We start from the raw sequence: 8,178 nt of genomic DNA, 5'->3' as shown, positions 1-8,178 counted from the left end.
AGACTGGCAGCATCACGCTTAAACTCTGTAGAAAACGTACGACGTTGTCTTGTCATTGAACACCTCTTTTAACTAACGTGGTAATCTTACCACTTAAATGGGTGTCCGGTTTTATTAGACCACTACATTAGGTGTCATGTCGACGGTTTACCGGAAAGAGGATAATTGTTATTGGATAAAAAGTTGAGGGAACTCTTCGGTAGGTTGGAGTGAAATGGGGAATATGATGGGCAGTGTCTGGATAATATCTGGGATGTTTTTGCTGTCAGCAATTTGGTCACGAAATGTAGAACATGCCAGTTGGTGATGTTCAGATGTTCACAATACTGTTTTCTGGCCAGGTCACTGCGACATCAGTTGATAATATGCTGTTGTTTTTGTTCGGCCATGTATTGGATACGGTTCATGATGTTAGGCTCCAAATAAAGAAAGGAAGCTGTAGCATGCATGAACCGGATGGCTGGGATAAGGTAAGGTCACCGGGCATTTATCTTATATCTGAAATGGCCGGTTGTTTTTTATACAGATTTTTTAGTGTTAACTGTTTTAAAATCGTTGCTTCTCATACTATAAAACTGAAAACCTAATGAAATAACCATAGAGAGAACCGCAAAATAAATTAGAGCTATAGTACCCATTCCTAGAGATATAATTATTCCACCTAATGTAGCTCCTACCGAGCTTCCTAGATAGTTAATCGAACTATTGAGCGCGACGGCTGCGCTTCCGTGTTTAGGCTGATAAGATAATAAAATATGTTGCTGAGGTGCTCCTGATGCCCATCCCATAGCTCCCCATATGAAAAACGGTAAATATTTTATAAGCGATAGGTTAATCATTATTGGAATACATACGACGGAACATGTTAAAATGATTAGAATAAGTGCCATTAGAGTTTTGGGTTTTTTAAAGTAGTCAATTAAATACCCAATTGATATACTACCAAATAATCCACCTAATCCACCTAATCCCCAAGCCCATAAATATATTGTTAAATCATTTGAGTTATTAAGGTCTTGTAGTAATGGAGATAAATAGGTATATAAACCCAAGCTTGCAATACTTGCAAAGAATGTTATTAAGACAGTGATGGTTACTCTTTTATCTAAAAACATTGCAATTCTTTCTTTTATAGCTGGAGGGGCTGTGACTGGAACATGTGGTAGAAATTTAAGAATGCTTAAAGCAGAAATTAAACTAAGAAGAACGACAAACCACATTGCATATTGCCAATTAAATTGGTTAGCGATGTAAAGGCCTATAGGAACACCTAATACAGTTCCCATGCTCATTCCACCTATTGTTAAGCCAAGTGCTCTCCCTTTCTTTTCCACAGGTACTAACATAGTTGCTCCTGTTACAGCTAATGGTGAAAATAAACCAGCACCAACACCAGCAATTGCTCTTGATATCAAAAATATAGAGAAATTTGGAGAGACGGCTGTTAATGCATTTGCAAGTCCAAAGATTACTATAGAAGTTAATAGAACTTTTTTTATAGGTTTACCTGCTAAAAGAGAAGCAAATAATGGAGCAGATACTGCATAACATAAGGTAAATATACTTACGGCTTGTCCGACTTGAGAGGCGCTTTTTTGATAACTATCGCTAATTCCAGGTACAAGTCCGGCGATAATATAAGCATCAAACCCCAATGAAAACATACCTATAGCTAAAAAAATGACATTTTTCATGGTTTTTCCACCTTTACATAGTTGAAAATATTATAAATAATGAACTTTATTATATTATAATCACTTGGTTATTAAAGTAGAGTAATAATTATTTTATCAATATATAGTGTACATTCGCATAGTAACTTTAAATAACGGTAGATTCACATAATAAGTGCAACATCGTTAATCTGGAAGTAAACATGTTCGTATTCCCTTAAATAATTCATCAGGAGGATACCTCAATGCCTTACGTGGGTGATTATTAAGCCTATTCATGATAAATCTTGTTTCCTGTTCTGTCACTGATGAAAAGTTTATTCTCTTTGGAAAATACTGACGAATCAATCCATTTGTGTTTTCATTGACACCAAGTTCTCGGGAGTAAGGGGGCGCAAAATAGATTTGAGTACCTAATAATTTAGCCATCCATTCATGTTCGGAAAACTCTAGGCCATGTTACTTCAGTAACAAAACAATGAGTAACTATTTCTATCAAACTATTAAGTGGTATCACTTCAAATGATAGAAAGATATATACCCTATGGATTTCAAGATGGATCGCGACGGCAAGGGAGCGAATCCCCGGGAGCATAGATAACTATGTAACCGGGGTGAGTGAGCGCAGCCAACAAAGAGGCAACTTGAAAGATGACGGGTAAAAATGACTGCTCAGAAACAACATTAACATAGCTCAGATACTGTCATTATTGCATTGGATATTGCGAAAAAATTACATGATGCTCTGATCTTCTTTGGAAACGGACGGCAGGTTTATATGAAGGTAACTAATGATCTAATTGATTACAAACGATTATTGGACGTGGCATCAAGCAAACCTTATTTAAAAATCTGCGTTGGATTTGAGCCAACGGCTGGCTATCACCGTAATATCACATATTGTCTGGTACAACAAAGAGCTGAATGTCGGCTGCTTTCTTCCCTTTCCTGTGTTCGAGCCCGGGAAATGCTTTATAAAACCTAGATAAAAATGACAGTAAAGATGCACATGTTCTTTCATATCTCGTGCAACGAGGTCTTTCAGAACCTTATAATGATCCCCTTATAGAAAATATGATGGATGCACAAGATGTCTCCAATTTTTATCACTAAATCTCTGTAGCCAGAACCCGTTGTATGGATAATCTGGTCAATCACCACTTGACCCTGTATTTTCTTGTTCGTATTAACCTCAACTAACATATGTTAAATATACATAAAGTTGTCAGTCGAGGTCTGAAAAATCACATTTAAGTTCCTTATTATTTTTATCCTAATCGTCCAAATCCACTTTGCTCATTTAATAAGATTCTTTCTTTTGAATGGTTATATTTGACTTTATGAAAATTTGGCTTCTTAGAATCAATTGTATTAAGTAGTTTTTGAAGGCGTATAGCTTCTTTTATAGTTGGAAATCCAAAAGAAGGTTTTTTTCCCAGAATAACAAAGTCAGTAATGTCTTTGACAACATTGATAATCCGCTCTATTTTTCTATCTCCATTATACTCATGGTCAAGAGAGTTGAAATATAAAATTTCTTCAGTTTGAATACTAGTTTCTGTCCAAATTCTTACTGAATCTTCATACCAGTTTGGTGTGTCAAAAGCTAGTTGGGAAAAAATTAATTGATTATGAACATTATGGAAAACAAAATCTAATTCTCTTCTTCTAAATAGATTTACAAAACTACTATATCCTGTGACTACAGCTCCATTAATTTCACCTATGATAGAAACACTGTCTGGAACTTCGTTTCCAGATATTGAATAATCAGACTTTACACCTTGAATGTGGTCTAAATATAATGGGGAATCGAAGTTAATCCACTGAATAAGATCTAAAGGGTGTATGATTTCACTGATAATTCCTGTTGTTGGACGATAGTCATTAATTCTATTCTTTTCCCATAAGAAGTTTGCTCTTAACAGTTTTAAATTATTTTCCTTTACATAAACTTTTAATAATCGAGCTGCTTGTGAATATCTTGCAACCATGTTTAAACAAAATCCTGATGAAAATTCTAATAGATTTTCTGTTGTGCTTAATTTGAAGCTAGGATCTACAAAAGGTTTTTCACATATAACAAATCCATTGAATTTTTGAATTAAAGATAAAACTTCCCCATGACTTTCATCATTAACAGATATTACTAATATGTCTGGATTAAATAATTCTAAAGCTGAGCTGACAGTAGGGTAGTACATCAAACTAATATTCTTTTTGGATCTGGAAGTATAAGCAATACTAATGCCCTCATTGTATAGATGTGATATGTTATGAAATGATTCAGCAAACATTTTCCCTGAGAAGCCCATTCCGATAATTAAAACTTTCATAGTATCATTTTCCTATTTAATTGTTTTAAATAATAATTGTTCTCCAGTGTGTATATAACCTCTTTTTCTATTGAATTCTTCTGCCATTTTACTAGATTGAATAACAATTTTATGAACACCTTGCTTTTTAAACCAACTATGGAAACTATCCATCATGGCTTCAGCAATCCCTAAATCTCGCCTATCCTTACGTACTACAAGAGATTGTCCCCAACCAATTCGCCCATTAAGTGCACCGACCATAGGGGCTCGTAAATCAATAATTCCAATAACACATGAACAAATGCTTGTATCTTCACCATATTGTCCAACCAGAATTAATACATTTTTGTTTGAAATATTCTCTTTAATCCAATCTCTATATGCATTTTGCCAGGCTAAATTATCTTCTTCACTTTTAGCGGAATAGTGGGTATTACCACTGGATAATAAAATTTTTCTTAACTCCACTAAATCTTCTGTATCTTGAATTGTAGCTTTACGAATAGATAGATTTTCTTGCATGATTTTTTCGCCTCTATTAGTTATTTTTGTAATGAATGTGTATTTTTAGAATGAGATGATAGATAACTTAGGGCAAGAGCATGAGAGCTTGCTTATTAGCCGCCGAAGTTAATCCAGCAATAAGAACTGCCTCTAAAATACTGACTATTTATTTCAGCAATTTTGTTTACACTCAATATTATTTTTTTGATTCTAAAATTAACATAATTAACATAATTAACATAATTAACATAATTAACATAATTAACATATTATGCTTATACAGGCCAGAATTTTTGCCTCGTTTGGGAGGTATATCTGGCAGGCATCTTCTTTTATTGAAGCATCCAGTATCCAATGTAAGCTATTTCAATTTCCCTACATCCTCTTACGGTACTGGCAGGGACTGAGCTGATGTAATAATGGTAGTCAAGGGAGACTTCTCCCAACATTTCCTGCTGATAATTCACCATTGCACTTGGCGGAGACAAACCTTTCCAATTAGGGGGGATTCTCGTTAACTGACTGGTCGGTAAAACATAATATTCACGGATTTTAATTCGGTCATGATACCTTTCTACAAAGAGGTGCTTAGGGAGATGGTGGGCTATATGTTTGGAAGTAGCAGCTTTTAAAGCCTTATGGAGGTTCCATTTGATACCCAATAAATAGTCACTACCTCGTCCGACAATCAATGAAGTAATCTCGGTTTGACATCCTGTCGCATTAATTGATATTAAGTATTCTTTTAGTTGCAGTAAGTAAATAATCTCTAGAGTTGCTTTGATTTTATTTGATTTTTCTTGTTTTTTACTCTGAACCATCATCAGGCCATTAGCGGTAGTAAAAGCGTTTACCATGTGGATCGCAGATTGTTTGGAATGATGGTAATGTGTCCCTTTTAGGGTTTTACCACCAATGGTAATCAATAGTCCTTCTAACTGCCCATAAACCGTTTTGATCCATTGCAGAAAGCAACGTCCCAATTTGGGCGGATTAAGACAGGGAATAATGTGGGCAATCGTGTTATGAACGGACTGACCATTAAGGAAGAGATTTTTTTCCTGAAACCAGCCCAAATAGGCTTCACCAAAATCTTCAATGTGTTTCCACCTGTATGCACCAGCAATGGTGGCACAAATTGTCAGGAATAAAACATCAAAGAGGAGACAAGTGACTTTGGTAGATAGTTTCGGATCTTGTATGACACTAAAATAATGTACAAATATATCAGTAAGCATGGTTCAGTTTCCCGTAAAAAGAAGCATAGGCTCATATGTTTCCGTATGGAGTAAATTATTTATGATTTTTTAAGGTATTTGCAATTTTTCCTTGATAGATAACTGTAGTGGAAAGTAATATATTTAATATTTTACTTCATAAAATAATTAATTTTAATATATGGACTATGAATTAATGTAATCATGAAATTAATTATTTTAATAAATATGTTATCACGATTTTAAAATTATATAAATATGAATTTTATAACATTTAAGGGGTGATATTTTTTACTGAAAATTTCATGTGTTGATTAGAAAATGAATTTATAATCCTTTTATGGGAATGTTTATAGGTGTTTTATTATTGACAGAATATCATTTTAAATGAGAGGAATAGATATAAATAGGATTTCATAATACTGATATAGTTAGTCTATTTGATTAATATCCGAATAGTGCAAATTTGATGCTTGATAGACCGTAGTAACTCATAACTCTGCTATGTATAGCTTGTCTCCCTTATTGTACAAGGCGTTTTGCAAAGTGATCTACTATTTTGAAAGCTTATTTAAATCCATAATTGGAGGCTCAATATGTATATAGAAATACTTAGTAAAAAGCTAGCAGCATTGAAAAAAAGTGGACAATATCGTGAGTTTGTTACATTAAATCGTATTCGTGGACAATATCCTTTAGCTAAACTAAATAGCTCAAACAATGGTGAGTCTGTTGTTGTTTGGTGTAGTAATGATTACTTAGGAATGTCTCAACATCCAGTTGTCGTTGAAGCTATGCATAGTGCGATTGATTTATTTGGTGCAGGTTCGGGGGGATCTCGTAATATCGGGGGTACTCACTATCATTATGGAGTTTTAGAATCTTCGCTAGCTGAATGGCATGATAAAGAATTGGCACTAGTATTTCCAACAGGATATGGCTCAAATGATGCAACGTTGCAGTGTTTATTACGTTTATTTGAAAACTGTATAGTTTTTTCTGATGAACTCAATCATGCTTCTATTATTAATGGTATATGTAGTACGAAGGTAGAACGTGCAATTTTTAGACATAACGATACAAAAAATTTAGAAAAGTTACTTGCGGAACAACCGTATGAACGACCAAAATTAATTGTTTTTGAATCGATTTACTCTATGGATGGCGATATTGCGCCAATTAAAGAAATTGTAGGCCTTGCTAAAAAGTATAATGCTTTAACATTTCTTGATGAAGTACATGCAATTGGTATGTATGGGCCTAGAGGTGCAGGAATTGCTGCTGACTTAGGTATTGCAGGTTCAATTGATATTATTCAAGGAACTATGGCTAAGGGAGTTGGTATTATTGGCGGGTATATTACTGGTTCTGAACCAATAATTGATACAATTCGTTCTTTTGCTTCAGGGTTTATATTTACGACTTCATTACCACCAGCTATAGTGGCGGCATGTTATGCAAGTGTTGAGTACTTGAAAGTTTCTGATACAGAAAGAAAAAAACTACATAAAAAAACTAAAATGCTAAGAGATTATTTCAGTAAAGCAGGAATTCCGATCATGAATTCTAGTGAGACACATATATTACCTGTATTAATTGGAGATGCAATAAAATGTAAAGCAGTAACACATCAGTTACTTGAAAAACATAATGTTTATTTACAACCAATTAATTCACCAACTGTACCAGTTGGAACTGAGAGACTTAGGGTAAATATTACTCCTAATCATTCGGAAGAACAAATTATACAATTAACTAATGCGTTGACTGAAGTATTTCTTTCATTTGATATACCCAATAGATTTCAAATTACTTCGCAGCGGCAGGTAAGTAAATCCTCAGCCACACAACTAATTATGTGACTGGGGTAAAGCAATTGCATGAATGATCAAATAACACTGAGAAGGAATGACGATCAAATCATACTAAGGTCAGTGCTCATTAATCTGACTGAAATGCAATCTGTGTTTGTAAGACGTTCATGTGATTGCTTTGGTGACTGGGAAGAGTAAGCGTAGCCAACAAAGATATAACTTGAAAGATGAAGAGCATATATCCGTTATCTTTCAAGTTGCCTTTTTGTTGGCTGCATTCGCTCACCCCGGTCACATAGTTAGCTGATTCTCTCCCTTGCCGTCGCGATGCATCTTGAAATCCATAGGGTATATTAGTACTACAGCCGTACTTACTTTTTTCAACAGAAAAGACACCCACAGAAAAGCTTAATTCATGCGGTTTCTCAGAGTTGTGAGCATCAAGGAAAATGCAACTTTCTGGTATCTACGGCTGTAGTATTAGGCTGTGTCCCGCAATAGACTGAGATAGAATAATCCCCTGGTTCTGACTTTCGGAAAAAACCTGTTATGGCTCGTTACGACCTTCCTGATGAAGCATGGGAGTTACTGCTCCCCTTATTGCCCCCTGAACATTCTCAACGGCCGGGACATCCTTATGTTGAACACCGCC

At 34.8% G+C, this 8,178-nt stretch carries 7 protein-coding genes and 2 pseudogenes; 3 read left to right on the top strand and 6 right to left on the bottom strand.

Annotated features, from left to right (window positions below; genetic code table 11):
* Positions 1–518: 518 nt before the first annotated feature.
* Together AAC155_RS23565 and AAC155_RS23560 are read right to left on the bottom strand one after the other, a co-directional pair.
* A complete protein-coding gene (locus AAC155_RS23565) occupies positions 519–1,694 on the bottom strand; it encodes an MFS transporter (protein WP_113044363.1) in 1,176 nt (391 codons plus the stop codon).
* A 165-nt stretch (positions 1,695–1,859) separates the two neighbouring features.
* Positions 1,860–2,132 (bottom strand): annotated as a pseudogene (locus tag AAC155_RS23560) (transposase); the annotation flags it as partial.
* 319 nt (positions 2,133–2,451) lie between these two features.
* On the opposite strand from AAC155_RS23560, the gene AAC155_RS23555 reads away from it, so the two are divergent.
* A complete protein-coding gene (locus AAC155_RS23555; RefSeq protein ID WP_113044362.1) occupies positions 2,452–2,658 on the top strand; it encodes a hypothetical protein in 207 nt (68 codons plus the stop codon).
* Positions 2,659–2,941: 283 nt separating this feature from the next.
* Here the strand turns inward: AAC155_RS23555 and AAC155_RS23550 are convergent, their stop codons facing one another.
* The 3 genes from AAC155_RS23550 to AAC155_RS23540 all read right to left on the bottom strand — a co-directional run bounded on the left by AAC155_RS23550 (position 2,942) and on the right by AAC155_RS23540 (position 5,733).
* Entirely contained in the window at positions 2,942–4,009 is a 1,068-nt protein-coding gene (locus tag AAC155_RS23550; protein ID WP_113044361.1) for a Gfo/Idh/MocA family oxidoreductase, read from the bottom strand.
* 12 nt (positions 4,010–4,021) lie between these two features.
* Entirely contained in the window at positions 4,022–4,513 is a 492-nt protein-coding gene (locus AAC155_RS23545; RefSeq protein ID WP_113044360.1) for a GNAT family N-acetyltransferase, read from the bottom strand.
* A gap of 314 nt (positions 4,514–4,827) precedes the next feature.
* Complete coding sequence (locus tag AAC155_RS23540) at positions 4,828–5,733, bottom strand: ISAs1 family transposase (RefSeq protein ID WP_113044359.1); 906 nt, start codon at positions 5,731–5,733, stop codon at positions 4,828–4,830.
* A gap of 575 nt (positions 5,734–6,308) precedes the next feature.
* Between AAC155_RS23540 and hemA the strand changes: the two genes are divergently transcribed.
* On the top strand, positions 6,309–7,574 hold the full coding sequence (gene hemA / locus AAC155_RS23535; RefSeq protein WP_113044358.1) for a 5-aminolevulinate synthase: 1,266 nt from the start codon (positions 6,309–6,311) through the stop codon (positions 7,572–7,574).
* 79 nt (positions 7,575–7,653) lie between these two features.
* On the opposite strand, the gene AAC155_RS23530 is transcribed toward hemA, so the two are convergent.
* Positions 7,654–7,821: a hypothetical protein gene (locus AAC155_RS23530; RefSeq protein ID WP_158536633.1), complete on the bottom strand. Its 168-nt coding sequence runs from the start codon at positions 7,819–7,821 to the stop codon at positions 7,654–7,656.
* A 254-nt stretch (positions 7,822–8,075) separates the two neighbouring features.
* Between AAC155_RS23530 and AAC155_RS23525 the strand changes: the two are divergent.
* Positions 8,076–8,178 (top strand): annotated as a pseudogene (locus tag AAC155_RS23525) (IS5/IS1182 family transposase); the annotation flags it as partial.

Source organism: Photorhabdus sp. HUG-39, assembly GCF_963878365.1.
GTDB lineage: Bacteria > Pseudomonadota > Gammaproteobacteria > Enterobacterales > Enterobacteriaceae > Photorhabdus > Photorhabdus kayaii.
The sequence above is the reverse complement of the archived record's forward strand: the minus strand, read 5'-3'. Positions and strand labels throughout refer to the sequence as shown.

Excerpts from the sequence above, each read along its gene's own strand:
- AAC155_RS23565 (WP_113044363.1), bottom strand. The coding sequence starts at position 1,694 with ATGAAAAATGTCATTTTTTTAGCTATAGGTATGTTTTCATTGGGGTTT.
- AAC155_RS23555 (WP_113044362.1), top strand. The coding sequence starts at position 2,452 with ATGAAGGTAACTAATGATCTAATTGATTACAAACGATTATTGGACGTG.
- hemA (WP_113044358.1), top strand. The coding sequence starts at position 6,309 with ATGTATATAGAAATACTTAGTAAAAAGCTAGCAGCATTGAAAAAAAGT.
- AAC155_RS23540 (WP_113044359.1), bottom strand. The coding sequence starts at position 5,733 with ATGCTTACTGATATATTTGTACATTATTTTAGTGTCATACAAGATCCG.
- AAC155_RS23550 (WP_113044361.1), bottom strand. The coding sequence starts at position 4,009 with ATGAAAGTTTTAATTATCGGAATGGGCTTCTCAGGGAAAATGTTTGCT.
- AAC155_RS23545 (WP_113044360.1), bottom strand. The coding sequence starts at position 4,513 with ATGCAAGAAAATCTATCTATTCGTAAAGCTACAATTCAAGATACAGAA.